This is a genomic window from Micromonospora sp. NPDC002411, from assembly GCF_053592955.1.
This window is the reverse complement of record NZ_JBSFBM010000054.1, coordinates 1-26,223: the sequence shown is the minus strand read 5'-3', so window position 1 is coordinate 26,223 and position 26,223 is coordinate 1. Positions and strand designations below refer to the sequence as shown.

Genomic DNA, 26,223 nt, shown 5'->3' with positions numbered 1-26,223 from the left:
TTCAACTCTCTCGCCCACCACATATATCTACCCCCTTTATAAAACTCTCTTCCCATCACCGACGTTCTTCCTCTCTACCCCCCCCACCACCCCGGCCCGGGGGCCGGGCCCGGCCGACGACGGCAGTCGAAGCAGCCAGGTACGCAGAGCCCGCCACCGTGCGACAGCGGCACCGGAGCGCCCCAGCGGGGCGGTCACCAGCGTGAACACGGCGACCGGGATCAACGCCGCGCAGTAGGCGAGGCTGCGGCCGGCCAGGTGGGCGGTCCGGTACTGCCGACCACGGATGGTCGGGTGGACGGTGGCGATCGTGGGCACGGCGTCTCCTCGGCGTCGGAATGCCGTGACGGTACGACCATGTCCGCCCGCACTGGGTCACCCCACAGAGCCATCTCCGTGCTGGCTCCAGGGGTTGACACCCCCTCGCCGGTACGACGAAGGGGGCGGCCCGCCGAAGCGGACCGCCCCCTGTCGGTACGGCGTTACGTCAGATCCGGGTGCCGGTGGTGGCGTGGAAGACGTGGCTGCGACCGGCGGTCGGCTTGACGAACACGGTGTCACCCATGTTCGGCATGTTGCGCCGGTCGGTGCGGACGACGAAGCGCTCCGAGTTGCCACCGAGCGCGGCGTGACCGTAGACGTTGGCGTCCGAGCCGAGGTCCTCGACCAGCTCGACCACGACCGGCATGCCGCCCTCGGTCGGGCTGACCAGCTCGCAGTCCTCCGGGCGGAAGCCCACGGTGACCTTGCCGTCGCCACCCTCGGCGCGGGCCGCCTCGACCTGCTCCCGGGTCAGCGGGATGTACATCTCGGCGAACTCGGCGCCCTTCTCGTTCAGCGGAACGGTCTTGATGTTCATGGCGGGCGAGCCCATGAAGCCGGCGACGAACACGTTGGCCGGGGTGTCGTAGAGCGCCCGCGGGGTGTCCACCTGCTGCAGGACACCGTCGAGCAGCACCGCGACCCGGTGACCCATGGTCATGGCCTCGACCTGGTCGTGGGTGACGTAGACCGTGGTGACACCCAGCTTGGCCTGCAGGGACGCGATCTGGGTACGGGTCTGCACACGCAGCTTGGCGTCGAGGTTCGACAGCGGCTCGTCCATGAGGAAGACCTGCGGCTCGCGGACGATCGCCCGGCCCATCGCGACACGCTGACGCTGACCACCGGAGAGCGCCTTCGGCTTACGGCTGAGGTACTCCTCCAACTGGAGCAGCCCGGCCGCCTCCTTGACCCGCCGGTCGATCTCCGACTTGGAGGTCTTGCGCAGCTTGAGGGCGAACGCCATGTTCTCGTACACCGTCATGTGCGGGTAGAGCGCGTAGTTCTGGAAGACCATCGCGATGTCGCGGGCCTTCGGGGGGAGGTGGGTGACGTCACGCTGGTCGATGTAGATCGAGCCGGCGTCCACGTCCTCCAGGCCGGCGAGCATCCGCAGGCTCGTGGACTTACCGCAACCGGAGGGGCCGACCAGGACGAGGAACTCGCCGTCGCCGATCTCGAGGTCCAGCTCGTTGACGGCGGGACGCTCTTGGCCCGGGTAGACCCGGGACGCCTTGGAATAGGTGACCGTAGCCATGGTGAAGCGCTTCCTTTCACCGGCAGGAACGTGCCGGACGATCCGAGTGAAGGAGCGACCGGCACGTGTCCGCGCCGGTCAACGGACGGCGGCTCGGTCGCGAGGGCGCCGGGTCGTCGTCCGTGTCATGAACCGTAAACGTGTTTCCCCGTGCTGCCAAGGTGAGGGAGCATCGAACGACGGTGGCCGGGCTACGCATTCCGGTCACTCCGGCACGGTCGGACATCAATCGACACACCGCCGAGCGCCGTGAAGGCGTACCGGCGTCGGGTTGTTGACGTTTCCCGTGCTCGGGAGGCCTCGCGAGCGGGATATCCGGAAGTCACTCGCTATGCTGACCTCGACACACGCGCCCCTGTAGCTCAGCTGGCCAGAGCACTCGCCTTGTAAGCGAGATGTCGCCGGTTCGATCCCGGCCGGGGGCTCCATCTATACCCTCCGATCCCGCATCGGGGGGCGTAACGGTCGACCGGGCGAGACGAGGCCGATGAGTCGGGCGGTGGAGGAGTCGAACCGGGCGATGCTGCGCGCCCGGGACGCGATGGACCGGGCGTACGCCGAGCCTCTGGACATCCCCGCCCTGGCCCGGATCGCGCACGTCTCCGAGGCGCACTTCATCCGTACCTTCCGGGCCACGTTCGGTGAGACCCCGCACCGCTACCTGCAACGTCGCAGGGTCGAGCGGGCCATGACGTTGCTGGTGGAGACCAACCGGGATGTGACGGACATCTGCTACGCCGTCGGCTTCGGCAGCCTGGGCACGTTCAGCCGGACGTTCCGCCAGATCGTCGGCGAGTCGCCCTCCGATTTCCGGCGTCATCGCGTCGCCGCCGCCAACGTCCCGTCGTGCTTCACCAAAGCCTGGACGCGACCCAGCAGTTTTGGATAAGCAGCAGGTCACGGTCGACCTCTAGCGTCATGGGCATGACGATGAACGCGATCAGCCGCTCCCAGATCTACGTCCTCGACCAGGACGAGGCGCTCGATTTCTACGTGAACAAGCTCGGCATGGAGGTCAACACCGATCAGGATCTCGGCTTCATGCGGTGGCTGACTGTCAACCTGCCCGGCGACCCGGAGCGGGAGATCCTGCTGGAGAAGCCGGGCCCACCGGCGATGGACCCGGCCACCGCCGAGCAGGTCCGCGAGCTGCTCACGAAGGGTGCCCTGGGCGGGTACCTCTTCATGACCACCGACGACGCCCACAAGACGCACGAGGACCTGGTGGCGAAGGGCGTCGAGATCACCGACGAGCCGACCGAGCGCCCGTACGGGATCGACTTCGGCATCCGGGACCCGTTCGGCAACAAGATCCGCATCGGCCAGATGTTCCCGCGGGCGTAAGGGTGCCCGGGACCGGGGGGCGCGGGGTCGCAACCGCGCCTCCCGGTGTGTTGGGGTGTTCGACATGGTGACCCGACTGCTGTACCTCGCCCGGCACGCCGAACAGGACCTGACCGGTCTGAGCAGTGCCGCGACCGAGGAGCCCGACTCCGGCCTGTCGGAGAGGGGCCGGCAGCAGGCCACCCTGCTCGGCGAACGGCTGCGGGGCCGGCGGTTCGCCGCCGTCCACCACGGGCCGCTGCGCCGGGCCGCGCAGACCGCCGAGCTGATCGCCAAGTCGCTGCCCGAGGTTCCGGTGTACGAGACGGAGCTGGCCGGTGACCACCTTCCACACGACACGGACCCGACCGGCCTGCCGCCCGCGTACGCGACATTTCTGGCCCAGTTCACGGCGGCCCAGCGGGTCGACGGGCCGCGGGTGACGGCGGCGGCCGTGCGGCGGTTCGCCGGGCCGGCCGTCGAGGCGACAGCCGGTGACGAGCCGGTCCGCGAGCTGGTCGTGACGCACACCTTCCTGATCGGCTGGCTGGTGCGGCACGCCCTCGACGCTCCGGAGCGGCGCTGGCTGGGCTTGAACTCGCACAACGCGGGGTTGACCGTGATCCGGTACAGCCCCTCCGGCCCGCCGAACCTGCTCGCCGTCAACGACGTGGCTCATCTTCCGCCGGAGTTGCGGGCCACCGGCCTGCCGCCGGACTACCTGCTGTAGGTGCCGGTGGCTCGCAGCAGCAGCTTGACCACCGCCTGGGTTGCCTGCGGCGGACTGGCGTCGGCCGGGCAGTCGGCGTACCCGCTCTCGTTGCCGCCGACCATCAGCCGGTAGTGGAACACGTCTGAGCAGCTGGTCGAGGTGGGTGGCGGCCCCGCTTCGGCAGCCAGCCGGGGGTCGGTGGCCAGGCTGGTCAGGCTACCCAGGTCGGCAGGAGTGAGTTTGCCGCTGCGTCGACTGCCGGCCCGGTCCACCATGGTCCACCGGCCGTCCGGCTCGACGGTGATGGCGTCACCGCGCCCGGCGAAGCCACCAAAGATTCGTAGCGTCACCTGGGCGGCGGCGGCATCGACAGTCGGGGCGACTGTCGGGGTGACGCCGGGCGTTGGGATGCCGGTGGGCGGGACGGTGGCCGTCGGGGCGGGGGTCTCCGGAGGAGGATCTCCGGCGGTGCCGGCCCGGTCGGTGCTGGTGCATCCGGTCAGCAGGGCGACCAGTAGCGCGACGGTGACGCCGGTTGTCGAGGTGGCTCTCACCCTCGTCGGACGCGCGGCCCGCAGCATCGGTTCCCCGTCAAGGGCATCCTCCGGACGGCGTCATCGATCCCGTGCCTCGCTCGGTTATGGCAATCTTGGACAGTTTCCGTTACGCGCTAACGGAAACTGTCCAAGATTGCCCAGCACAACGCCTGCGGCGGGCCTGGTCGATCGGTCATGGGCCGGCGCGGTTATGGTCGCCGGGCCCGGCGCGCGGCGACGCGGGTCGGTCGGCGTCGCGTCGCGGGTCGGGTGCGTCGCGGGTCGGTCGGCGTCGTTGCGCACTGTGGCGCGGATGGGGAGGTGGGCGTGTCGGACGCGGAGTTGACAGTCGAGGTGACCGGACCGGTCGCGACGGTGGTGATCCACAATCCGGCTCGGCGTAACGCGATGACGGCCGCCATGTGGCGTCAGCTCCCCGAACTGCTCGACCGGCTGGAGCCCGACCCCGACGTACGGGCGTTGGTGCTCACCGGCTCCGGCGACGCCTTCTGCGCGGGTGCCGACCTCGGCGATCTGGCCGAGCTGCTGGACGCCGGTGACGCGAGCATCGCCGTGGATGCCGAGGAACGGCTGGCCCGTTTCGCCAAGCCGACAGTGGCGGCCATCCGGGGTGCCTGCGTCGGCGGTGGCGCCCAGCTCGCGGTCGCCTGTGACCTGCGGATCGCCGCCGAAGACGCCCGTTTCGGCGTACCGCCGGCCCGGCTCGGTCTGGTCTATCCGGCACCGACCACGCGCCGACTGGCCCGGCTGGTGGGCCCGTCCGCCGCCAAACACCTGCTGTTCACCGCCGAGCTGATCGACGCCGAACGCGCCCTGCGGGTCGGCCTGGTCGACGAGGTGCTGCCTTCTGATCGGCTCGCCGGACGGGTGGACGAGTTGACCGCGACGATCGCCCAGCGGTCGCCGGTGAGCGTCGCCGCCGCGAAGGAGATCATCGACGATCGGGCCGGGCCGGCGCGGGTGGCCTGGTGGCACCGGAAGGTGGTGACCACCGGCGAGGCCAGGGAGGGTGTCGCGGCGATCGCCGAGCGTCGTACGCCCCGCTTCGCCTGGCAACCACCGACCGGCGACTGACTGCGTAGCCGAGGCTCCGTCCCACTCATCGCAGGATCTCAATCCCGGGTGGCCCGACGTCGGGTCGGTACGGCAGGCTGTCGGTCGTGCAGCGTGATCAGTTGCTTGCGGGCCGCTACCGGCTCCTGGAGCGCCTCGGCAGTGGTGGCATGTCGGCGGTGCACCGGGCGTACGACGAAGTGCTCGAACGGGATGTCGCGGTGAAGGTGCTGGTCGCCTCGGACGCAGGCGCGCGGCAGCGGATCCAGGGCGAGGCCAGGGCGGCGGCCCGGCTGTCGCATCCGCACGTCACAAGCGTCTACGACTACGGCGAGTCGTCGGTCGACGGCGTCCAGGTTCCGTTTGTGGTGATGGAGTTGCTCGGCGGTCACACCCTCGAACAGCGGCTGGCGGTCGGGCCGTTGCCGCCCCGCGCTGGTCTGCGGGTGTGTGCCGAGGTGGCCTCCGCGCTCGCCGACGCGCATGCGCGGGGGTTGGTGCATCGCGACATCAAGCCGGGCAACGTGATGCTCACACCCAAGGGCGCGAAGGTGCTCGACTTCGGCATCGCCGCGGCGGCCGGAGACTCGGAAATCGACTTCGAGGGGCGGTTGCTGGGCACGCCTGCCTACCTGGCCCCGGAGCGGCTGGAGGCCGGCGAGGTTCTGCCGGCCTGCGACGTGTACGCCCTCGGCCTGCTCCTGCACCGGGTGCTCACCGGTCGGCTGCCGTGGCCAGCCGAGGCGCAGAGCGGAATGCTCCGCGCCCACACGCACGTCGAGCCGGCCCCGCTGCCCCCGATCGACGGTGTGCCGTCCGAGGTCCACCGGCTCTACCGCTGGTGCCTGGCCCGCGATCCCGCTGACCGGCCGCCGGCCGTCGAGGCGGCCTGCATCCTGCTCGACGCCGCCGCTGCGAGCCCGGCCGCCGAGGTCGGCGGGACGGCTGCCAGTCCGGCCCCCGAGGCCGCCAAGCCGGCCGCTGACACCGGAGGGATGGCCGCCGAGCCGGCCGCTGGCCCGGGAGGGACGGCCACCGAGCCGGGCGTTGACGCGGAGGGGACGGCCGCCAGCGCGGGGGCCGCCGGCACCGAAGAGGACCGCGCGTCGCGCGCCGCTCCGGCCGCACCAGGGAGCGCCGTCCCGGCTTCCCAGCGGGGAACATGGCGGCGGCGACGGGCCATGGTGGCGGTCAGCGGTGCGGTGCTGGTCGCGGTGGCGATGGCCGGGTCGCTCGGCGACTCGAACAACCGCCGGCACGGGCCGAAGGGGCCCTCGACGGGTAGCGGCCCGGGCACCACCACTGTGGGGATGCCGAGCAGCGAGGAGCCACTCGTCGTGGACGACACGGGACCGGCCGTCGTCCCGCCCGCTCGCACCGGCGCGCCTGCTACCCGGTCGGGCCCTCCGACTGGCCCGAGCCCGTCCGCCAGCAGTCCAGCGCCGAGCCCGACCGTGAGCCCGACCGCTGCCGCGCCGACGCCTACCCCTGGCGTGGGCACGTCGGTGGACGCGCGCGGCGGGACTGTCACCTTTCGGTGCGTCGGGAAGTCGGTCGAGGTGCTCGCGGTGACGCCCGCCCCCGGCTTCCGGGCCGAGGCGTACGACCCGGGCCCGGCGAAGCAGATCCAGGTCGACCTGGCCTCTTTGGAACATCGCAGTGAGATTCGGTTGAACTGCCCCAACGGTCACCCGAACTTTAAGGTCAAGGAGCGCACCGTCTGATCGGGGGCCGGCGGGTGCCGTGCCCGGGACGTACCCGGACACGACCCCCCGTTCCCGCCGGCCGGTCCGTCACCGCCCGGCCAGCGCCCCCCAGCCCGGGTTCACCGGTTCCCGGCGCAGTGGCATGCCTGCCTCCGCCGGCGTCCGGTCGCCCTTGCGCTGGTTGCAGGCGTAGCAGGCGGCGGTGGTGTTCCGCCAGGTGTTCCGGCCGCCGCGAGAGCGGGGCAGGATGTGGTCGATGGTGGACGCCGCTCCGCCGCAGTACGCGCAGCACCTGTCGTCGCGGCGCAGCACACCGGAGCGGGACCAGGCCGGTCCGGAGCTGAAACGCCACCTGGTGACCACGTAGCGGACGAGCCGTACCACCCGGGGCATCGGGAAGACCCCGATCACCTGGTCCGGCTCGGCCTCGTGGATCTCGGCCACCCGACGGCAGAGCATCCGGACGGCGTGTTGGACGGTGACCCGGTGCAGCGGGCCGAGGTCGGCGTTGACGACGAGGACGGCGTCCACCGGGACTCCTTTCCACACGGTGACCGGACAGCGAAGAGCCGCCCGGTCCGGCTGTCGGACGGGCGGCTCGACGCGTACGGGTACGCGTCAGTCGGGCCGGCCCGCCCTTGGACGTTCCGCTCGGCAACCGTCGCTGGGCAGCAACGACGGCACGGTGGTGACGTGCGACATCGTCATAGCTGCTCCTGCGGTGGTGGTTGACCTTGCGCGATCACGGTAGGTCGGCGGGGGAGACACCGGCAACGTATTTCGATCGGCCCGCGTTCTCGGGACGCCGCTGGCGGCGGGACGTCGCTCGCGGCGGGGCCTGCGCGGTGGTCAGTGGTCGGTTCAACCGGACGGCCATCCGCGCGGTGAGTTCGCTGTCCAGCAGCGGGCGGTTGACCTCGCCCGCGACCGCCAGCGCCGGCCCGGACACCGACCGCCAGATCGCGGCCAGTCCGGCGCCGAGGCCCACCAGGGCGACGGTGGCCCGGGTGGCGGGTGAGCCGGCGGCTGCGGCGGCACTCACGCCCACCACCGCGAAGAGCACCACCAGCACGGGTACGAGCACCGGCCAGAAGATGCCCCGTGCCGCCTGCGCCACCAGTCGCCGGTCCCGGATCATCAGGTTCCTGGCGATCACCGCGTAGTCCTCCTCGTCGAGCAGGTCGCGCGGGTGCAGGCCGCCGGTGAGCACGTCGCGCCAGAGGTCACCCTGACCGCGTAGCGCCCGGCTCAGCTCGACGGGCGTCGGCACGGCCGGGTCGCCGTGGCCTGCCCTGTCGACGGCGCTCGACCAGGCGGCCAGGGACCGACGCACCACGGCTGCCGAGTACGGCGGCAGGACGGTGGCCAACTCGTCCAACCACCTGCTGATCTGGATCTGCCGACCGCCGAACTGCCTCAGCAACTGGGTGGCGTCGCCGGCCCGGACGGTGTCGGCCACCGACCGGCCCAGCCGGTAGGCCAGGCCGACCCGGTGGTTGGTGGCCATCGCCCAGCGGAGCACGTCCACGTTGAGGTCGTCGAGGGCGAGCAGCATTGGCACCGGGTCGGCGTTGTCGGGCCGGTCCAGGTCGGGCAGGAGGGCCCGGGCGGCGGCCGTGTCGGGCACCGGCCCGTTGTGTCTGGTGAGTTCGGCGATCTGGGCCAGGGCGACGTCCACGCCGTCGAGGTACATCCGCATCCGTCGGTGCGGGGACATCTCGGTGAGGTTGGAGAGTTTGGCTGGTGGCACGGCCGGACGCGCCTCGGCGGAAGCTGCTCCCAGATCCGCGTGCTGACCGTGGTGGTAGGCGTCGGCCATCCACCAGCCCAGTCGTAACGCGGTGACGATGCAGGAGCGTTCGTCGCGGATCAGGGGGTACGCGTCGTCGCGGCCGATCTCGTCGACCGGTGGGCTGCTCTCCCCGCCGGCGCGGTGCAGTGGTGACATCTGCCGCTGCCCTCCCGTCCGGCCGATCGACGGTTGATCATTCGAGCGTACGGCAGCTTATGTGTCTTATGTCGGGTTTTGTCGATTCGGCTTGCCTCGTCCGGCCAGCAGCCCTCGCGGTCGGATCGAACGGACCGGCTCGGCCGACGCGCCCTCGGCCCGCAGGATGTGGTTCGCGGCGATGATCCCGGTCGCCGCGGAGCGTTCCATCAACGCGCTCGGGAAGTCCGTGGCGATACCGTCGCCGGCCAGGTAGACGCCGGCCGCGTCGGTGCGTACCCCCGGACGCCAGGCGTGGCTGCCCGGCGTGAACGCCGGCGCCTGCGCCTCGACCCGCGCCCGCAACTCGCGGACCCGCAGGTCGCCGACCTCCGGCCAGAGCGCGACCAGCTCGCGGCGCATCCGCTCGGCCAGCTCGTCGGCCTGAACGCCGGGCTCGCAGGCGTAAGCGTGCAACTCGATGACCGACCCGCCGGTCTGCCGCGCCCAGCGCCTCGGCTCGTCCTCCAGCCGGTGGTAGAGCGTCACCGAATCCAGAGTCGGCTGCCGGGACACCCCGCTGAACACCGCCCGCTCGGCGGCCACGTCCCCGTCACACCAGTACCGCGCCACCGCGTACGGCGGGCCAGGCCGGCCGAACGCGGGCATCCGCGCCGCCAGCTCCGGTGCCTGCTCGACCAGATCGGGAGACGCCGCGACCAGCGCGGCGAGCGCCGGCGGGTCGACGGCCAGCACCACGTGCCCGGCCGGGTGGCTGCCACCGTCGGTGGTCGTCACCCGCCAGCCGTCGGCGTCCCGGTGCACACCGGTCGCGGCGGAGCTGGTGAGCACCCGCCCGCCGTGCTTCTCGACGTGCCGGGTCAGCGGCTCCCAGATCGCCGTGGCGTAGTCCTCGTCGGGGCAGTCGAACGCCAGCCCTTCCGGGTTGCCGAGCAGGTAGAAGTGGAACTGGGCGACCATCTCCGCGGCCGACATCTCGGCCTCGTGGTTGAAGAACGAGTGCGAGAAGACCTCGAACAGCATCGCTCGGGCCCGGTCCGGCAGCCGCAGCGAGGCCAGCAACTCATCGGCGGTGGTGTCGTCCAACTCGGCGTAGGTGCGCACCGGATCGTAGGTGAGCAGCGGCAACGCGGCGTCCCGATCCATCAGTCGTAGGTCGGCCAGGCGTAGGCTGGGGCTGCGCAGCAGCAGCGCGAGCAGGTTCGCCGGCGGCGCCGGTGGCAGCTTGCCGAACTCCTCGGTCGGCCACTGCTCACTGAGGATCGGGTAGCCCGGAATGGGCTTGAGGAAGCCCAGATCAGCGTCGACCCGGCGGAGGATCGAGCGCCAGTTGTAGTACTGCCGGAAGAACGCGTGGAAACCGTGCTCGTTCTGCTGACTGCCGTCGGGGAGCGCCTCCGGCCAGGCACCCAGTCGACCGCCGAGCGTCGCTGCGGCCTCCAGCACGGTCACCGCCACACCCCGCTCGGCCAGCACCACCGCCGCCGACATGCCGGCGATGCCGCCACCGACCACCACCGCCGTGGTGGGTCGCGGCACACGGTCCGCGCCACCGCCGCCCGGGTCCACCACGTGTTGCCGTACGCCGATGAGCCGACCCACCATTTGCGACAACGCCATGGCACACCTCCGTCGGCCAGTCTCCCCTACGGAAGGCAGCGGCGCTCGCGGTCGGAGGCGGGCCAGACGTACTCCAGATCCTCCGGGACGTCGTTGCCGAACAGGGGGCGGTAGTGCGACGGGTCCTTCCGCAGCAACGACGAGCGGTGGCTCAGGTGCAGGTCGTCGCGCCCCAGCCACGGGGGCAGCTCACCGGCCTGTTCGAGCTCCTCCTGGGTGCGTACGACACCGGCCCCGCAGGCGGCGGCGAGGTCGACGGTCATCGTGGTGGCGCAGGTGTCCGCCCGCCCCGGCTCGGTCCACACCGCGCACATGTCCAGCCCGTAGCGGGTGAGCGCCTCCTCGTACCCGGCCCACATCTTCACGGCCGGATGGTTGCGCCAGCCGTAATCGGGTCGGGTGAGCCCGCGTAGCACCTGGATGGCCTCCACCCGCTGCTTGCCCAGCCGCTTCTGGTCCAGCGTGCGGGCGCTGGCCAGGAAGTCCGGGTACGGGAGGAACGTCTGCATGCCGCTGCTCTACCCGTCGCCGAAGCGGGCATTCCTGACCGGGGATGATCCGGACAGGGTCGCCCAGCAGGGCAGCGCTGATTACGATCCGGGCATGGCAGAGCCGTGGCGGGACCGGGCGCGACGGGCGGTCGAGTGGAACTGGCGGCTGCGCTCCGCCGGCGATCCGCGCCCGCACTACGTGGTCTGCGGCAAGGACGCACTCGCCTACTACGTGGCGCGGGCGATGCTCGAATCCGAACTGCCGGTGGGTGGGGCCCGGGTGACAGTCGTGGTGCCGGAGCGCTACCGCAGCAACGGCCCGGACGTGGCGGCACTACGAGGAGTCCGGGTGGTCCGCTCGGATCGGCTGGACGTGGACACCTTCGAAGCCGCCGGTCTGGCCGGGGCGGCCGGGTTGGCCCTGCTGAACCAGGACGACGTCGGCAACCTGCACGCCGCGCTCTGCGCGCAGGCCGTCGACCAGCGGGTCCGCCAGGTGCTGCGGATGTTCAACGGCACCCTCGCCGACGGCGTGCGCAAACTGCTGAAGGCGCCGGTCGAGGTGCTCTCCGACGCCGAGATGGCCGCGCCGGCCTTCGTGGCCGCCGCCCTCAACGAGGTCGACCCCAGCTCCTTTCAACATCGGGACAAGACGCTACGGGTGGCGCGGCGGGCCGACGTCCGACCGCAGGACGTGGTGTGCGCGTTGGCCCACCTCACCGAGGCGCAGGGTGTGGAGTTGCTGCCGGCCGAGCAGGCCGGCGCGGACCTGGTGCTCGCCGAGGCGACCGGGCAGCCACCGGGCACCGAGGTCGCCGCCCGTCGGTTGGTCCGGGCCCGCCGGCGGCGTCGCCCGGTCGCCGTCCTGATGCGGGCCGTCCGTGGTTTCGCCACCCGCAAGATCGGCATCGCGGTGATGCTGGTGCTCGCGCTGATCGCGGTGCTGGGGGCGCTGATCTCCCGCGCCGAGAACGTCTCTCCGTTGGAAGCGTTGTACCTGACGCTCGTCACCACGCTCAGCGGCGCCGACCCGGACACCGGCAAGCCGCCGGACGCGCAGATCATGCAGGTGGTGCTCAACCTGGCCGGGTTGGCGCTGATCCCGCTGATCACCGCGGTGGTGGTGGACGGCATCGTCAACGCCCGGCTGGCTCTGCACACCGGCCGGTTGCAGCCGGCGCGGGCCGGGCACGTCGTGGTGATCGGTCTGGGCAACGTCGGCACCCGGGTCATGGCGCAACTGCGCGAGTACGACGTCGAGGTGGTGGCGATCGACAAGGACCCGGAACCGCGCGGCGCCGCCCTGGCCCGTCAACTGGAGGTGCCGCTGATCGTTGGCGACGCCGCACTGCCGGAGACGCTCGTCGCCGCGTCGGTGGCGGAATGCCAGGCGCTGGTGGTGGCCTCCACCGACGATGTCGCCAACCTGGAGGCGGCGCTCACCGCCCGCGACCTGCGTAACGACCTGCGGGTGGTGCTGCGGTTCTTCGACGGTGACTTCGCCGAGCGGGTGGAGGAGACCTTCGCCCTCGGGGTGTCCCGGTCGGTCTCCTACCTGGCCGCCCCGGCCTTCATCGGTGCGCTCACCGAACGCGCGGTGATCACCACAATCCCGGTCGACAGGCACGCGCTGCCGGTGGCCGAGGTGCCGGTCGCCGCGGGATCCGAGCTGGACGGACGACCGCTGGACGTGGTCAACCGGGACGGGCAGGTCCGACTGATCGCCCGGACTCCGGCCGGCGGTGGCAAGACGATCTGGTGGAAGGACCTCGACCCCCGACAGGTGATCTTCGCGGGCGACCGGTTGACAGTCGTCGCCCGCCGGCGCGGGTTGGACTGGCTGACCCGGCAGTGCGCCCCACCCGTGCCGGGCAGGACGCTGACGCCGCCCGGTCACGTCGGATCGGTGCCCCGGCCCGTGCCGGCGTCACCCGGCGCCGCCCGATCCGCGGGGTCGCTGCCCGTCCCTGCCGAGCACGCCTCGCCGGCCGGACCGAGCGATCAGGAGGTAGCGGCCTCCGCCCCGGGCGCGGCCCACCCGGTGTCACCGTCCCGCTTGCCAACCGTCGGGGCCGTGCCGCCGGCCCAGGGTGCGGGCGTTGACGAGTGGTCGGGCCAGCTGGCTGACGACGCTCGCCTACGGGACGAACCTGACTCTCGAGCACACCGCGCAAGCATTCACGAACCCCCCAGGGCGCCCCGGGGCGCGTGAACCGCATCCCAGCGCTTGCGGGTTGATCCACTCCGTTTCGCCGATGTGGGGGTATCCCCGGCGCTGTGATACCGCGATTTCGCCGAACCGTGCAGTCGGCAGATCGGGCCGTAGGTACAGACCGGCGCTGAGCGACAATCCATGGCATGCGTTTCCGCATCCTGGGGCCGACCCAGGTGCTGCTGGCCGATGGGCGCGAGATTCCCGTGGGCGGCCCTCGGCTGCGCGCGCTGCTGGCGCTCCTTCTGCTCGACGCAGGACGCGTCGTCTCCGCCGACCGACTGATCGACGGCCTGTACGGCGAACACCCGCCCCGAGGTGCGGTCAACGCGCTCCAGTCCCAGGTGTCACGGCTGCGCCAGACTCTGCCCGCCGAGCAGAACCCGATCGAGTTCCACCCGGCCGGCTACCGCCTCGCCGTGGACCCCGAGGATGTCGACGCGTACCGGTTCGAGCGACGTGCCGAGGCCGGGCGGCGCGCGCTCGCCGGTGGTGACTGGCCCCGAGCGGCGACCGTGTTGCGCGAGGCGCTGGAGCTGTGGCGTGGCCCGGCCCTGGCCGATGTGCCGGGCGCGCCCGCCCAGGCGGCCCGGCTGGACGAACTACGGCTGGCCGCGATCGAAGACCGGGTCGACGCGGACCTGGCGATGGGTGCGTCGGCCGCACTGGTCGCGGAGCTGCGGGAGTTCGTCGTCGCGCATCCGCTGCGGGAGCGGTCACGGGGCCAGCTCATGCGTGCCCTGGCCGCACTGGGCCGGCCGGCGGAGGCGCTGGCCGAGTTCGAGGACGCCCGGAGCACCCTCGCAGAGCAGCTCGGTGCCGACCCGTCGGCGGAGCTGGCCGCGATCCACCTCGCGGTGCTTCGCGGTGAGGAACGCGGGGCGACCCAACGGGCGTTGCCGAGCCAGCTCACCACGTTCGTCGGGAGAGACGAGGAGCTCAAGCGCGTCGGCGATCTGCTCGGCGAGCGGAGGCTGGTCACCCTCATCGGTCCCGGAGGAGCGGGCAAGACCCGGTTGGCGATCGAGGCAGCCGGCCGCCAGGACGGGGAGGTCCGCTTCGTCGAGTTGGCCGGGTTGGCCGACGGTTCCGACGTACCGCAGGCGGTGTTGACCGCGCTCGGCCTGCGCGACGCGGGCCTGCGCGCCCCGGCCGAGCCGGGTCGGCACCCCACCGACCGGCTCGTCGAGGCGCTCGCCGAGCGTCGGCTGCTGCTCGTGCTCGACAACTGCGAACACGTCATCGCCGACGCCGCCCGGCTGGCCGCCCGGTTGCTGGGCGCGTGCCCGGCATTGCGTGTCCTGGCCACGAGCCGCGAACCGCTCGGGTTGGCCGGCGAGGCGTTGTGCCCGCTGTCCGGGCTCACAGTGCCACCACCGGGTGCGTCCGCGCGGCACGCCGACGACTCTGCCGCCGTCCGACTCTTCGCCCAGCGGGCCGCCGACGTCGTACCCGACTTCACCATCACGCCGGCCAACGTCGACACGGTGCTGCGGATCTGCCGCACCCTCGACGGCCTGCCGTTGGCGATCGAGTTGGCCGCCGCCCGGCTGCGTGCGCTGCCCGTCGCCGAGGTGGCCGTCCGCCTCGACGACCGGGTCCGACTGCTGTCGATGGGCAGCCGGGCCGCGTCGCCGCGACACCGCACACTCCGGGCGGTGGTCGAGTGGAGCTGGGATCTGCTCGACGACGCGGAACGCAGACTGGCCCGTCGTCTCACCGTCTTCGCCGGTGGCGCGACGCTGGAAGCGGCGGGGCAGGTCTGCGGCCTGCCCCGCGGTGACTTCGTGGAGGCGCTGACCGGTCTCGTCGACAAGTCCTTCGTGGAGATGGCAGATGGTCGTTACCGGATGTTGGAGACGGTCCGTGCGTTCTGCGCCGAGCGTCTCGCCGACGCGGGCGAGGCCGACGACCAGCGTCGTGCGCACACCGCGTACTTCCTGGAGTTCGCCCGGAACGCCAGCGACCACCTTCGACGCCCGGAGCAGTTGCACTGGCTGCGACGGCTCGACGCCGAACGGGACAACCTCCACGCCGCGCTGCGCCGTGCCACCGCAGCAGGTGACGCCGCCGACGCGGCCGGCATGGTCGCGGCCCTGTCGTTCTACTGGTGGCTGCGCGGCATGCGCGGCGAAGGTGCCCGGCTGGCCGCCGACGTCCTCGGTCTGCTCGGCGCCGAAGCGCCTCCGGAGCTGCGCGAGGAGTACGCGCTCTGCGTCTACAACGCCTCGCTTGGCGGATCCGGGCCTCTGGACTCGCTGGGTACGCAGCGTTCCGTCATCCGCAGTCTCGACCGACCGCCCCGGCAACCCTTTCTGCTGTATCTGTCGGGGATCTCGGCCGGCCCGCCGTCGGGCGGGTCCGAGCACGTCAACGAGCTGATGCGGGAGCTGCGACGGCTGGTCGGCTCGGACGTGTGGATCAACGCGTTGGGCGCGATGGGGAGCGGCTCGGCGCTGATGTGGAGTGGTAGGTGGGACCAGGCCGGAACGGAACTGGAGACTGCGCTCGACGGGTTCCGGCAGGCCGGGGACCGCTGGGGATGCATGATCACATTGGGGGTGCTCGGCGAACTCGCGGCCTGGCGCGACGATCCGGAAGCGGCGGGCGCCCACATGGACCAGGCCATGAGGCTGGCCGAAGAACTCGAATCGGTGGTCGACCAGGCCGACATGCTGCGTACCCGGGGCGAGATCAGGCTGCGCGCCGGTGACCTCGCCGCGGCGCGCGACGACTTCGCCGCCGCCCTGCTCCTCGCGCAGCGTAGCGGCGCACCGGAATTCGTCTCCGCCGCCCGGCTCGGCCTCGCCCAGGTGGCACGACTGAGCGGCGACCTGGCCGAGGCGAGGCGGTTCTGCGAAGCGGCGTTGATCGGGGGACTCACCGGCTGGTACGTCGGCGAGGCAACGAGGACGGAGGTCGTGTTCGTTCTCGAGCAGATCGCCGAGGCGGAGAAGGTCGGGCCTGGTGCGCCACCGTCAGCGGACGGTGCGTGACCCGTCAGCAGACCACCGCACCGTGGGGGCATGACGACATTCGAAGTGGTCGCCGAGGGCCTGGGCAAGCGGTACGGCCCGACCCGCGCGCTGGACTCGTTCGACCTGGCCGTCCCGACCGGCACGGTGTACGGGCTGCTCGGCCCCAACGGCGCGGGTAAGACGACGGCGGTACGGATCCTTGCCACGCTGCTGCGTTTCGACGCGGGCCGGGCCAGCGTGGCCGGGTACGACGTGCTGCGCCAGCCGGACGAGGTGCGTGCCCGGATCGGGCTGACCGGACAGTACGCGGCGGTCGACGAGACCCTCAGCGGCCGGCAGAACCTGGAGCTGTTCGGCCGGCTGTTCCGGCTCGGCCGCCGGGCGGCCCGTCAACGCGCCGACGAGCTGCTGGAACGGTTCGGGCTGGAGGACGCGGCGAGTCGCTCCGCCGGTGAGTACTCGGGCGGGATGCGCCGACGGCTGGACCTCGCTGCCAGTCTGATCCGTACCCCGCGTGTGCTCTTCCTCGACGAACCCACTACCGGCCTGGACCCGCGCAGCCGCAACCAGGTGTGGGACCTGGTTCGCGCGCTGGTCGCGGACGGGACCACTGTGCTGCTCACCACGCAGTACCTGGAGGAGGCCGATCAGCTCGCCCACCGCATCTCGGTGATCGACGCCGGGCGGGTGGTGGCCGAGGGCTCACCGGACGAGCTGAAGGCGATGACCGGCGGTGACCGCGTCGAGGTGGTGGTACGCGACGTCGCCGCCCTGACCCGGGCCGCCCGCATCGTCGGGCCGATCTGCGGCGCTGAACCCGAGGTCGATCCGGAGGTCCGGCGACTCAGCGTTCCGGTGGCCGACCGGGTCGCCGGGCTGGTCGACGTGGTGCGGGCGTTGGACGACGCCGGGATCGCTGTCGAGGACATCGGTCTGCGGCGCGCGACGCTGGACGAGGCGTTCCTGTACCTGACCGGGCACCGGCCCGACGAGGCTCGCGAGCCCGTCGGGGTAGGACGAAAGGCGGACCTGGCATGACGGCAGCGGTGGCCGACGGTTGGACGATGACCAGGCGGAACATGATCCACGTGATCCGCTCGCCGGAGGAGCTGATCCTCTACTTCTCGCTGCCGATCATGTTCGTGCTGGTCTTCGGGTACGTGTTCGGCAGCGGCATGCAGGTGGCCGGCGGTGGCAACTATCGCGAGTTCCTGCTGCCCGGCGTGTTCGTGATGACGATGCTGTACGGCCTGGGCGCCACCGCGACCGGCGTGGCGTTGGACCTCAGCCGGGGCGTGGTCGACCGGTTCCGGTCGATGCCGATGGCCCGGTCCGCCCTGATGACCGGTCGCAGTGCGGCCGACCTGCTCCGCGCGCTGCTGGAGATGTCCACCCTGCTGGTCTGTGGTCTGCTCGTCGGGTGGCAGTGGCGGCAGGGTGTGGGCAAGGCGTTGCTCGCCGTCGGGCTGCTCCTGCTGCTCCGCGTCGCGATCACCTGGATCGGGATCTACCTGGCGCTGCTGGTCCGTAACCCGGACACCGTCGGCGTGATCGTCTTCCCGGCCGCGTTTCCGCTCACCGCGATCTCCAACGTCTTCGTGTCGCCCGAGCTGATGCCGTCGGTCATCGGGACGATCTCGGAGTGGAACCCGCTGTCGGCCACCGTCGCGGCGATCCGCGAACTGTTCGGCAACCCGGGCCTGGGTGGCGACTCCTGGCCGGCGGAGCACGCCATGCTGTTGGCGGTGCTGTGGCCGGCGCTCCTGATCGCGATCTTCGCCCCGTTGGCGGTGCGCCGCTACCGGCGGTTGAGCCGCTGACCAGGCCACCGGTGGCCCGCCCGTAGCGCGTACCAGGCGGCCCCGACGGCGAGCACGCCGAACCCGGCGAGGACGCTGCCGAGCGGCAGGTTGACAGCGAGCAGCAGACAGCCGACCAGCCCCAGAACGGCGACGACCCGGACCGGCGACCGCCGGTCCGGGTCCCGGCCCAACGTGAGCGCTGCCGCGTTGGTGATCGCGTAGTAGACCAGCACCGTGCAGCTGGAGAAGCCGATCGCCTGCCGTACGTCGCCGAGCAGCACCACAACGATCACCACGGCGGCCACCGCCAACTCGGCCCGGTGGGGCACCTGGCGTACCTGGTGCACGGCGGCCAGCACGCCGGGCAGGTCACGGCGGCGGGCCATGGCGAGGGTGGTCCGGCCGACCCCGGCGACCAGGGACAGCAGCACCCCGACGACGGCGATGGTGGCACCGGCGCGGACTACCCACGCCAGGCCGGGCAGCCCGGCGGCGGTCACCACGTCGACCAGGGGCGCGGCGGAATCGGCCAGCCGGTCGGCGCCGAGCACGCCGAGCGTGACCACCGCCAGCACCAGGTAGATCGCGAACACCAGCCCGAGGGCCAGCGGCACCGCGCGGGGGATCGTCCGCCGCGGGTCGCGGACCTCCTCGCCGAGGGTGGCGATCCGTGCGTACCCGGCGAAGGCGAAGAACAGCAGCCCTGCCGCGGTGAGCACGCCCCGCGCGGAGCCGCCCGCCTCGCCCAACCGGTCCAGGCGCACCGGACCGCCCACCACGCCGACCACAGCGACCACTGTCAGCACCGCGAGCACGAGCGCCACCAGCAGTTTCGTGGCGGTGGCCGTCTTGGCGATGCCGCGCAGGTTCACGGCGGTCACCGCGAGCACCGCGCCGACCGCGACCAGCCGGGCCTGCCCCGGCCACAGGTACGCCCCGATGGTCAACGCCATCGCCGCGCAGCTCGCCGTCTTGCCGACCACGAACCCCCAACCGGCCACGAACCCGGCGAACGGCCCGAGACGTTCCCGCCCGTAGACGTAGGTGCCGCCGGACTCCGGGTAACGGGCCGCCAGCCGCGCCGAGCTGGTCGCGTTACAGAAGGCGATGAAACCGGCGAGCACCAGCGCGGGCAGCAGACCGGCGCCGCCGGCCGCCGCCGCGGCCGGACCGAAGACCACGAAGACGCCCGCGCCGAGCATCGAGCCCAGACCGATGACAACCGCATCGGGTACGCCGAGCCGCCGCGCCAGTTGATCCACGGACCGAAACCCTAGGGGTACGACGTGAACGGCCGGTCCCATTCGCGTAACCGACCGGGGAGGGGCAGGTCGTCCCAGGGCACCCGGTGCAGCAGCCGGTCCAGGAAGAGTCCCAGCAGTAGTGCCGCCACGCCGTCGGTGAGCCAGTGGAAGTTCAGGTAGGTGGTGGTGACCAGAAGGATCGCCGGTGGGGCGAATCGGATCAGCCGGTGCACGGTCGGGTGCAGTCGCCCGGACGTCAACGCGGTCAGCAGGACGGCTATCACCCCGTACCAGACGATCGCGTTGGCGACGTGCCCGGACGGATAGGACAGGTCGTACTCGGTGGGCGGCAGGTCATTGAAGATCCGAACCGACTGGCTCGGCGGCAGATCCGAGCTGGGCGCGGCCCGGTCGGTCAGGACCTTCAGTGGTCCGACCGTCAGGTACAGAAGCACGAACGCCCCGGCCAGCAGCAGCAGAGGCCGGACCGTGCGCGCCCGCCAGGCCACGGCGATGCCGAGCGCCGCCGAGACCGGCATCAGCAGCCAGCCACCCTGCCCGAGGAAGTTGAACACCCGCGCCGTCCAGTAGATCGGCGCCGGGTGATGGGCGTAGGCCCACTCCCGGACCGCCAGGTCCAGACCGAGCAGGGCGCCTCGGGCGAGCGCCAGGGTCAACGCGCCGAATCCGACCAGCAGGAGGGCGTCGAACCACCAGCCGGCCGGGCGGACGGGCCGTAGCCGCAGGTCACGTCGTACCGCCGTGGGTTTGAGCACGCGACCACGCTACCGGCCCGATGCGAGGCCGGGGTGTTCGGCGCTGTGGGCCCAACCACGAAGTGAGGCGGATGCGGGGGGCGAGGCGTCATGCTTGTGCCCGTGCGGATCACGTCTGCCCTCGTCGACCCGGCGCTGCTCGACCTGCCCTGGTCGACTCCGCTGGAGGAGTGGCCTGCCCAACATCTGGTGGCCCTGCCGCAGGGCATCTCCCGACACATCGTCCGGTTCGTCCGGCTCGGTGACTACGTCTACGCGTTCAAGGAGACCCGCGAGCGGATCGCCGAGCGGGAGTACGACCTGCTCCGGGCCCTGGAGCGGATCGACTTCCCCTCGGTCGAGGCGGTGGCGGTCGTCGCCGACCGGCAGACCGAGGACGGGGAGCCCCTCGAATCGGTGCTGATCACCCGGCACCTCCAGTTCTCGTTGCCGTACCGTGCGCTCTTCTCGCACACGCTGCGACCGGAGACGATGAGCCGGCTGCTCGACGCGCTCGCCGCCCTGATCGTGCGGATGCACCTGACCGGCTTTTTCTGGGGCGACTGTTCGCTGTCGAACACGCTGTTCCGCCGGGATGCGGGTGCGTTCGCCGCCTACCTGGTGGACGCGGAGACCGGCGCGTTGCACAACTCGCTCTCCAACGGTCAGCGCGGCGAGGACCTGGAGATCGCCCGGGTGAACATCTTCGGCGAGGCGTTGGACCTGCAGGCCGCCGGCCTGCTGCACGAGTCCATCGACCCGGAGGTGGTCTGCGAGGAGGTCGTGCAGCGCTACGAGCGGCTGTGGCACGAGATCACCTACGAGCAGGCGATCGAGCGGGAGGCCCGGCGCGACATCGAGGGCCGGATCCGCCGCCTCAACGAACTGGGCTTCGACGTGGCCGAGGTGGCCATGTCGGGTGGCGAGGACGGACGTTTCCTGGTCCGGCCGAAGGTGGTGGACGCCGGCTACCACACCCGGCGGCTGCTGCGGCTGACCGGTCTGGACGCCGAGGAGAACCAGGCGCGCAAGCTGCTCAACGACCTGGACGCCTACCGGGCGGAGAGCGACCTGATCGACGAGCAGCAGGCCGCGCACCGTTGGCTGACCGAGGTCTTCGAGCCGGTCGTCCGGGCGGTTCCCGCGCACCTGCGTCGAAAGTTGGAGCCGCAGGAGCTGTTCGCGCAGATCATCGAGCACAAGTGGCTGCTCTCCGAGCAGGCTGGCCGGGACGTCGGAATGCGCCATGCGGTCCAGTCGTACCTGACCGACGTGCTGGTGCACCGCCCCGACGAGCAGGCCATCCTCGGCGTGGAAGTCCCCAGCCTCGGCTGAGACCCCGCCGGTTCGGCGACCGGACTATCTGGTGGCTGCCTTTGGAGCTGATGTCGTAGACGATTCAGCTCCAAAGGCTCTCCAGGTGCCCTGTCGAGCTGCCCCGGATGTGGGGCAGCTCGACAGGCGGCGCACCAGGCGCGGTCGGTAGCGGCCTGGCTCTCAGCGGGGGCGGCAACTGTCAGTCCACCCAGGAGCCTCCGCGCAGCACCCGCACCACGTTCAGGTCGTCGTCCAGCACCACCAGGTCGGCGCGGAGTCCGACCTGGAGGGCGCCGACCCGGTCGCCCAGGCCGATGGCCCGGGCCGGGGTGGTGGCCACCATCCGAGCCGCGTCGGCGATCGGGATTCCGGCACTCACGGCGTGCCGCAGTGCGGCGTCCATGGTCAGGGTGCTTCCGGCGATCGCGCCGTCGCGGGCGAGCCGGGCCACCCCGTCGGTCACTGTGACGGCCTGACCGCCCAGCTCGTACTCCCCGTCGGCCATTCCGGCGGCGGCCATCGCGTCGGTGATCAGCGCGGCCCGGTCCGGACCGGCGGTCGCGGCGACGTAGGTCAGCATGCCGTCGTGCAGGTGCACCCCGTCGGCGATTAGCTCACAGATCACGGTGGGCGCGTCGAGCAGGGCCACCACCGGGCCCGGCTCGCGGTGGTGCACCGGTCGCATGCCGTTGAACAGGTGGGTGCCGACGCTGGCACCGGCGGCGACGGCGGCCTGGGTCTGCTCGTATGTGGCGTCGGTGTGGCCGACCGCCGCCACCACCCGCTGCGAGGCGAGCAGCCTGATCGCCTCCAACGCGCCGTCGCGTTCCGGGGCGAGGGTGACCATCCGGACCGCGCCCCGGCCCAGCTTGATCAATTCGGTCAGCTCGTCGGTCGACGGGTCGCGGAGGTACTCCGGGTTCTGGGCGCCGCAACGCGACGCGGAGAGGTACGGCCCTTCGAAGTGGACACCCGCCAGCACGCCCTCCTCAACCAGCGGGGTGAACGCCTCGGTGGCCGAGCGCATCAACTCGAAGGGTGCGCTGACCAGGCTCGCCAGCACTGTGGTCGTGCCGTGCGCGAGGTGGAAGTCGGCAGCCGCCCGGGCCTCGTCGGTGTCCCCGGTGGTGAAGGTGTGCCCGCCGCCGCCATGCGTGTGCATGTCGACGAAGCCCGGCACGATCCAGTGCCCGTCACGGACCGTCGGGTACTCGGCGACCGCGGTGATCCGATCCCCGTCCCACTCGACGCAGCCCTGTCGGATGACACCGGTCGGGGTCACCACGCGGCCGTTCACCCGTACCGTCATCGTTTCTCCTGGTGGTCGTGGCCGCGCACGGCGTCCATTGCGAGCAGGGCAGCACCGAGGCAACCGGCCTCGTCGCCGAGGGCTGCCGCGACCAGTTGCGGCTCCCGGTGGAAGGTCATCCGCTCGTGCAGCGCCGCCCGCAGCGGGGTCAGCAGCAGATCACCGGCCTGGGCGAGGCCGCCGCCGAGCACGATCGTCGCCACGTCGAACAGCGCCTGCCCGCTGGCCAGGCCGTCGGCGAGCGCCTCGACCGTCTCCTGCCAGACCTGGCTGGCGAGTGGTTCGCCGGTTGCGGCCCGTTCGGCCACCTCGGCGGCTGACACCGGAGCGTCGGCGGCCTCGCCGGCCAGTTCGGCGTACCGGCGTCCGACCGCCGCTGCCGAGGCGACCGCCTCCAGGCAGCCGGGTCGGCCGCAGCCGCAGCGCGGCCCGTCCGGCCGGACCAGGATGTGGCCGATCTCCCCGGCAGCGCCGTGCGCGCCCACTGCGGCGTGGCCGTTCACGACGTGCGCTGCGGCGATGCCGGTGCCGATCGCCACGAACAGCACGTGCCCGGTGCCGCGACCGGCACCGAGCCGGGCCTCGGCGAGACCACCGACACGCACGTCGTGACCGAGCGCCGTCGGCAGGCCGAGCCGCCGCACCGCCAGGTCCCGCAGGGGTACGTCCCGGAAGCCCACGTTCGCCGACCAGACCGCGACCCCGCGCGCCTCGTCCACCACACCGGGGACGGCGATGCCGACCGCGATCGGGGTGAGGCCGTCGGCGCGGGCCTTGTCGGCGAGCCCTTCGGCGACGTCCAGGATGGTGGCGACCACTGCCGCCGGGCCGCGCGCGGCGTCGGTGGGGTGCCGCTCGGTGCGTACCGCGACGCCGTCCGGCCGCACCAGGGCGCACTTCATGCCGGTGCCGCCGACGTCCAGCGCGACGACCACCGGGTCGGTAGGCGCGGCGTCGCCGCGGCTCACGCCAGCACCACGGCCCGGGACAGGTGCCGGGGCGCGTCCGGGTCGAGGCCCCGGCTGGTGGCCAGCGCGACTGCGAAGCGTTGCGCCAGGATCAGGTCGGCCATGGGGTCGACCGGGGTACGACCAGCGGACCAGCTACCGAGCACCGTGCGCCAACCGTGGGTGCGACTGTGTACGAAAGCCGCGCCGGTCGCGGCCACGTCCTCGGGTAGCCCGTCGGGCAGTTCGCCGAACGCCCAGACCAGCCGGCCGGGTGCGGCGACCGAGATGGGCCCGTGTCGGTAGTCCATCGCCGGGTACGCCTCGGCCCAGAAGATCGCCGTTTCGCGGCACTTCAGGGCGGCCTCCTGGGCCAACCCGATCGTCCACCCCCGACCGAGGAACGTGACCTGCCCGATGGTGGCCGGGTCGATCGGCAGCGGGGAGCGCACCGCCACCTCGGCGTCGGCGGCAAGGGCGGTGACCGGGTCGCCGAGGTGGGCGCGGAGCAGGGCCAGCGCGGTGGTCGCGAAGCGGGTCTGCACCACCGACCGCTCGTCGGCGAAGGGCATGGTCACCGCGGCGGCGGCGAGGTCGACCGCCGGGGACGCCGGGTCGCCGACGATGACAGTGGTGGGTGTCCGCCCGCGCAGTGCGGCGAGCAGTTCGAGCACCTCGGTGGTGCAGCCGGAGCGGCTGATGGCGATCAGCCGGTCGTAGTGGCGGCCGGTGGGGAACTCGGACGCCTGGAACGCGTCGGTCTCACCCTGGCCGGCCTGCTCGCGGCGGGCCGCGTACGCCATGGCCATGAACCACGACGTGCCGCAACCGACCACCGCGACTCGTTCACCGGGGCGCGGGAGGTCGCCGTGGACGACGCCGGCCAGCTCGGCCGCCTCCCGCCAGCAGTCGGGTTGGCTCGCGATCTCCGCGTCCACGTACGCCATGGCAAACTCCTCGCAGGGGCGACCGGTGCGCAATACGGCTCGTTAGACCCGCATTTCGCGCGTTATTCTGCGCGAATGCGGGTGGTCGTGGCAACCGGCTAGCCGATCGCGCAGGTCAGTCTTTTGCGCCCACCTAGTTTCGCGCACTAGTGTGCACGCAATCAATCACCGTCCGTGCAGTTGCTGGGAGGGCCTCCGCGGTGGACCGGTACGCCAGATGGAACGCCCTTCTCGAGATGCTGACCGACAACGGCCGGGTCAGCGTCGAGGCGGCAGCCGAGCGGTTGGACGTCTCCCAGGCCACCATCCGGCGTGACTTCGACCAGCTCGCCCAGCAGCAGATGATCACGAGGACCCGGGGTGGCGCGGTCGCCAACGGCGTCTCGTACGACCTGCCGCTGCGCTACAAGACGGCGAAGCACTCGGCGGAGAAGCAGCGGATCGGCGCGGCCGCCGCCGCGCTGGTCACGCCGGGCACCGTGGTCGGCCTGAACGGCGGCACCACCAGCACCGAGGTGGCGAGGGCCCTCGCCGTCCGGCCGGACCTGAACACCAGCGCCGAGGGCGCCCAGCTCACAGTGGTCACCAACGCCCTGAACATCGCCAACGAGCTGCTGGTGCGGTCCCGGATGAAGGTCGTGGTGGCCGGCGGGGTGGTGCGCCCGAAGTCGTTCGAACTCGTCGGCCCGCTGGGCGGGGCGCTGCTGCGTGAGGTCACCCTGGACGTCGCGTTGCTGGGTGTGGACGCGATCGACCCGCAGCTCGGCGCGGCCGCCCATCACGAGGGCGAGGCGGCGATGAACAACCTGATGGTGGCCCGGGCCAAGCGCGTGGTGATCATCGCCGATTCGTCCAAGTTGGGCGGCCACGCCTTCGCCCGGATCTGCCCCGTCGAGCGGGTGGAGACGTTGGTGACCGACTCCGGTGCCGCACCGGAGGTGGTGGAGGCGTTCCGCGCCGCCGGCGTCCAGGTCGTCTGCGCCTGAGCCGTCACGTTCCGTCGATGAAGTAGCCCATTCGGCGCGTCGATGCATACCGCGTATTGCGTGCGTCTGCATACCGCGTATGGTGTCGGCTGTCACGCCCACCCATCGGGGGAGGTGCAGCTTGCCAGCTGTCCTGGAGATCGAAGGTCTACGTAAGACGTACAAGAGTCGTCGACGCGGCACCCGCAACGCGCTCGACGGCTTCGACATGCGGGTCGACGCGGGGCAGGTGCACGGCTTCCTGGGTCCCAACGGGTCCGGCAAGACCACCACGCTGCGTACCCTGCTCGGCCTGATCCGACCCGACGGCGGCCGGATGGCGCTGCTCGGGCACGAGGTTCCCGACGCGCTGCCCGCTGTCGCTGGCCAGGTCGGCGCGATCGTGGAGAGCCCGCAGTTCTTCCCGCACTTCACAGCGCGGGACACGCTGTCCCTGCTGGCCGGGGCGGGCGAGGTGCCGGCCACCCGCGTCGACGAGGTGTTGGAACTCGTCGGGCTGCGCGACCGGGCGGGGGAGCGAGTCAAGACGTACTCGCTGGGCATGAAGCAGCGGCTCGCCGTCGCCTCGGCCCTCCTGAAGAACCCGAAGCTGCTCATCCTCGACGAGCCCGCCAACGGCCTCGACCCGGGCGGCATCCGGGAGATGCGCACGTTGATGCGCAACCTCGCCGAATCGGGGATGACAGTGGTGCTGTCCAGCCACATCCTCGGTGAGATCCAGCTGATCTGTGACTCGG

Annotated in this window: 24 protein-coding genes and 1 tRNA gene; 14 read left to right on the top strand and 11 right to left on the bottom strand. The window is 71.7% G+C overall.

Annotated elements, in window-relative coordinates:
* The coding region (locus ACWCO3_RS09695; RefSeq protein ID WP_450009405.1) for a hypothetical protein at positions 1-238 on the top strand (238 nt) is incomplete at its 5' end.
* A gap of 249 nt (positions 239-487) precedes the next feature.
* Here the strand turns inward: ACWCO3_RS09695 and ACWCO3_RS09690 are convergent.
* Positions 488-1,579, bottom strand: a complete 1,092-nt coding sequence (locus ACWCO3_RS09690) for an ABC transporter ATP-binding protein (protein ID WP_145778659.1) — start codon at positions 1,577-1,579, stop codon at positions 488-490.
* Between the two features lie 351 nt (positions 1,580-1,930).
* On the opposite strand from ACWCO3_RS09690, the gene ACWCO3_RS09685 reads away from it, so the two are divergent.
* From ACWCO3_RS09685 to ACWCO3_RS09670, 4 genes are all read left to right on the top strand, one after another.
* A tRNA-Thr gene (locus ACWCO3_RS09685) sits at positions 1,931-2,007 on the top strand.
* 59 nt (positions 2,008-2,066) lie between these two features.
* Positions 2,067-2,468 carry an AraC family transcriptional regulator gene (locus ACWCO3_RS09680; protein WP_358163399.1) on the top strand — a complete coding sequence of 134 codons (402 nt, stop codon included), beginning with the start codon at positions 2,067-2,069 and terminating at the stop codon, positions 2,466-2,468.
* Positions 2,469-2,503: 35 nt separating this feature from the next.
* On the top strand, positions 2,504-2,923 hold the full coding sequence (locus ACWCO3_RS09675) for a VOC family protein (protein WP_088991350.1): 420 nt from the start codon (positions 2,504-2,506) through the stop codon (positions 2,921-2,923).
* 64 nt (positions 2,924-2,987) lie between these two features.
* A complete protein-coding gene (locus ACWCO3_RS09670; protein WP_450009402.1) occupies positions 2,988-3,632 on the top strand; it encodes a histidine phosphatase family protein in 645 nt (214 codons plus the stop codon).
* Here ACWCO3_RS09670 and ACWCO3_RS09665 read toward each other — a convergent pair.
* Entirely contained in the window at positions 3,620-4,195 is a 576-nt protein-coding gene (locus ACWCO3_RS09665; RefSeq protein WP_450009400.1) for a hypothetical protein, read from the bottom strand. The two genes, ACWCO3_RS09670 and ACWCO3_RS09665, sit on opposite strands and share 13 nt — an antisense overlap.
* Positions 4,196-4,471: 276 nt before the next feature.
* Here ACWCO3_RS09665 and ACWCO3_RS09660 point away from each other — a divergent pair, with 276 nt between their 5' ends.
* On the top strand, positions 4,472-5,245 hold the full coding sequence (locus tag ACWCO3_RS09660; RefSeq protein WP_450009398.1) for an enoyl-CoA hydratase/isomerase family protein: 774 nt from the start codon (positions 4,472-4,474) through the stop codon (positions 5,243-5,245).
* 86 nt (positions 5,246-5,331) lie between these two features.
* Positions 5,332-6,948 (top strand): serine/threonine-protein kinase, encoded by a 1,617-nt coding sequence (locus tag ACWCO3_RS09655; RefSeq protein ID WP_450009396.1) that lies wholly within the window; start codon positions 5,332-5,334, stop codon positions 6,946-6,948.
* Positions 6,949-7,017: 69 nt separating this feature from the next.
* Here ACWCO3_RS09655 and ACWCO3_RS09650 read toward each other — a convergent pair whose 3' ends face one another.
* The 4 genes from ACWCO3_RS09650 to ACWCO3_RS09635 all read right to left on the bottom strand — a co-directional run bounded on the left by ACWCO3_RS09650 (position 7,018) and on the right by ACWCO3_RS09635 (position 11,007).
* Complete coding sequence (locus ACWCO3_RS09650; protein ID WP_088987353.1) at positions 7,018-7,461, bottom strand: HNH endonuclease; 444 nt, start codon at positions 7,459-7,461, stop codon at positions 7,018-7,020.
* Positions 7,462-7,672: 211 nt separating this feature from the next.
* Positions 7,673-8,878, bottom strand: a complete 1,206-nt coding sequence (locus tag ACWCO3_RS09645) for a hypothetical protein (protein ID WP_450009394.1) — start codon at positions 8,876-8,878, stop codon at positions 7,673-7,675.
* A 66-nt stretch (positions 8,879-8,944) separates the two neighbouring features.
* Positions 8,945-10,498, bottom strand: a complete 1,554-nt coding sequence (locus tag ACWCO3_RS09640) for an FAD-dependent oxidoreductase (RefSeq protein ID WP_450009392.1) — start codon at positions 10,496-10,498, stop codon at positions 8,945-8,947.
* A 26-nt stretch (positions 10,499-10,524) separates the two neighbouring features.
* Positions 10,525-11,007, bottom strand: a complete 483-nt coding sequence (locus tag ACWCO3_RS09635) for an MSMEG_6728 family protein (protein ID WP_450009390.1) — start codon at positions 11,005-11,007, stop codon at positions 10,525-10,527.
* 94 nt (positions 11,008-11,101) lie between these two features.
* Here ACWCO3_RS09635 and ACWCO3_RS09630 point away from each other — a divergent pair, with 94 nt between their 5' ends.
* The 4 genes from ACWCO3_RS09630 to ACWCO3_RS09615 all read left to right on the top strand — a co-directional run bounded on the left by ACWCO3_RS09630 (position 11,102) and on the right by ACWCO3_RS09615 (position 17,999).
* A complete protein-coding gene (locus ACWCO3_RS09630) occupies positions 11,102-13,201 on the top strand; it encodes a potassium channel family protein (protein ID WP_244311538.1) in 2,100 nt (699 codons plus the stop codon).
* A gap of 146 nt (positions 13,202-13,347) precedes the next feature.
* Positions 13,348-16,197, top strand: coding sequence for a BTAD domain-containing putative transcriptional regulator (locus ACWCO3_RS09625; protein WP_145778667.1), 2,850 nt, complete (start codon positions 13,348-13,350; stop codon positions 16,195-16,197).
* 30 nt (positions 16,198-16,227) lie between these two features.
* Positions 16,228-17,217: an ATP-binding cassette domain-containing protein gene (locus ACWCO3_RS09620; RefSeq protein WP_145778668.1), complete on the top strand. Its 990-nt coding sequence runs from the start codon at positions 16,228-16,230 to the stop codon at positions 17,215-17,217.
* Complete coding sequence (locus ACWCO3_RS09615) at positions 17,214-17,999, top strand: ABC transporter permease (RefSeq protein ID WP_358163411.1); 786 nt, start codon at positions 17,214-17,216, stop codon at positions 17,997-17,999. Before ACWCO3_RS09620 ends, ACWCO3_RS09615 begins: the two co-directional genes overlap by 4 nt.
* Here ACWCO3_RS09615 and ACWCO3_RS09610 read toward each other — a convergent pair.
* Both ACWCO3_RS09610 and ACWCO3_RS09605 read right to left on the bottom strand, forming a co-directional pair.
* Entirely contained in the window at positions 17,978-19,243 is a 1,266-nt protein-coding gene (locus tag ACWCO3_RS09610; protein WP_358163413.1) for an APC family permease, read from the bottom strand. The genes ACWCO3_RS09615 and ACWCO3_RS09610 overlap by 22 nt on opposite strands.
* 11 nt (positions 19,244-19,254) lie before the next feature.
* Positions 19,255-20,001, bottom strand: a complete 747-nt coding sequence (locus tag ACWCO3_RS09605) for a phosphatase PAP2 family protein (RefSeq protein ID WP_450009387.1) — start codon at positions 19,999-20,001, stop codon at positions 19,255-19,257.
* A gap of 102 nt (positions 20,002-20,103) precedes the next feature.
* Between ACWCO3_RS09605 and ACWCO3_RS09600 the strand changes: the two genes are divergently transcribed.
* Entirely contained in the window at positions 20,104-21,315 is a 1,212-nt protein-coding gene (locus tag ACWCO3_RS09600; protein ID WP_357834555.1) for a DUF4032 domain-containing protein, read from the top strand.
* Between the two features lie 181 nt (positions 21,316-21,496).
* Here the strand turns inward: ACWCO3_RS09600 and nagA are convergent, their stop codons facing one another.
* From nagA to ACWCO3_RS09585, 3 genes are read right to left on the bottom strand one after another with little or no spacing between them, the layout of a single operon-like run.
* Positions 21,497-22,606: an N-acetylglucosamine-6-phosphate deacetylase gene (gene nagA, locus ACWCO3_RS09595; RefSeq protein WP_145778673.1), complete on the bottom strand. Its 1,110-nt coding sequence runs from the start codon at positions 22,604-22,606 to the stop codon at positions 21,497-21,499.
* Positions 22,603-23,574 (bottom strand): ROK family protein, encoded by a 972-nt coding sequence (locus ACWCO3_RS09590; RefSeq protein WP_280116473.1) that lies wholly within the window; start codon positions 23,572-23,574, stop codon positions 22,603-22,605. Before ACWCO3_RS09590 ends, nagA begins: the two co-directional genes overlap by 4 nt.
* Positions 23,571-24,500: an SIS domain-containing protein gene (locus tag ACWCO3_RS09585; RefSeq protein WP_145778674.1), complete on the bottom strand. Its 930-nt coding sequence runs from the start codon at positions 24,498-24,500 to the stop codon at positions 23,571-23,573. The genes ACWCO3_RS09590 and ACWCO3_RS09585 overlap by 4 nt, the downstream gene beginning before the upstream one ends.
* A gap of 200 nt (positions 24,501-24,700) precedes the next feature.
* On the opposite strand from ACWCO3_RS09585, the gene ACWCO3_RS09580 reads away from it, so the two are divergent.
* Together ACWCO3_RS09580 and ACWCO3_RS09575 are read left to right on the top strand one after the other, a co-directional pair.
* Positions 24,701-25,486 (top strand): DeoR/GlpR family DNA-binding transcription regulator, encoded by a 786-nt coding sequence (locus ACWCO3_RS09580; RefSeq protein ID WP_088987368.1) that lies wholly within the window; start codon positions 24,701-24,703, stop codon positions 25,484-25,486.
* Positions 25,487-25,607: 121 nt separating this feature from the next.
* Positions 25,608-26,223: ATP-binding cassette domain-containing protein (locus ACWCO3_RS09575; protein ID WP_450009383.1), on the top strand; the 616-nt coding region annotated here is incomplete at its 3' end.